The sequence below is a fragment of the Pigmentiphaga sp. genome, from assembly GCF_033795525.1.
Lineage (GTDB): Bacteria > Pseudomonadota > Gammaproteobacteria > Burkholderiales > Burkholderiaceae_B > Pigmentiphaga.
In genome coordinates, this window is record NZ_JARYGM010000025.1 from 1 (window position 1) to 848 (window position 848).

Here is an 848-nt window from a genome sequence, read left to right on the forward strand (position 1 = left end):
TGGGTCAATTCTCAAGTGTTCGACCACACGTCGGTGCTGCGCTTCATCGAGCAACGATTCGGCGTGGCCGAACCCAATATCTCGGCCTGGCGCCGCGCCGTCTGCGGCGACCTGACCTCGATTTTCGATTTCGCCGCGCCGGAAGGCGCGGGCCTGCCCGGCGGCCTGCCGGCCACGGCCGAACGCGCCGGGCTCGCCTCGGCACTGCCGGGCACGGTCACCCCGCCCGCGCCGCTCCAGCCAGAACGGGCGCGGCAGCAATCCGGCACGCGGCCTTCGCGTCCGCTGCCTTATGCGCTGCAGGTCCATGCCGCCGTGGAAGGGGAACGGGTATCGCTGCGGTTCGAGAATACCGGCACGGCCGGCGCGGTGTTCCATGTGTACGACAGGCTGCGCCTGGAGCGCGGGCCGCGCCGCTACACGGTGGAGGCCGGCAAGCAGCTGGCGGATGCGTGGCCGGCCTCGGCCGACGATGGCCGCTACGACCTCTGGGTACTGGGCCCCAACGGATTCCACCGGCATTGCACGGGACGCGCGGGCACGGCGGGCATGCCGCCGCTGGAAGTCGCGGCCGATCATCAGGGGCCCGGCGTGCCGCTGCGCCTGACGCTGCACAACCCTGCCTCGCGGCCCCGCTCGATCCAGGTGGAGGCCAATGCCTATGACTATCCGCGGCAGCCCCCCGCCACGCTGGCTCCCGGCGAGACGGTCAGCCTGTCGTGGGACATGACCCGCAGCGGGGGCTGGTACGACGTCACCGTGCGCGACGACGCCGAGCCCGGCTATACCCGCCGGCTGGCCGGACGCGTCGAGACCGGCGCGCCCTCCATTTCCGATCCCGCGATGGG

1 protein-coding gene is annotated in these 848 nt (G+C 72.1%); it reads left to right on the forward strand.

Annotated features, from left to right (window positions below; translation table 11 throughout):
- The coding region (locus tag QHC78_RS21045) for a phospholipase domain-containing protein (protein WP_319748099.1) at positions 1–848 on the forward strand (848 nt) is incomplete at both ends.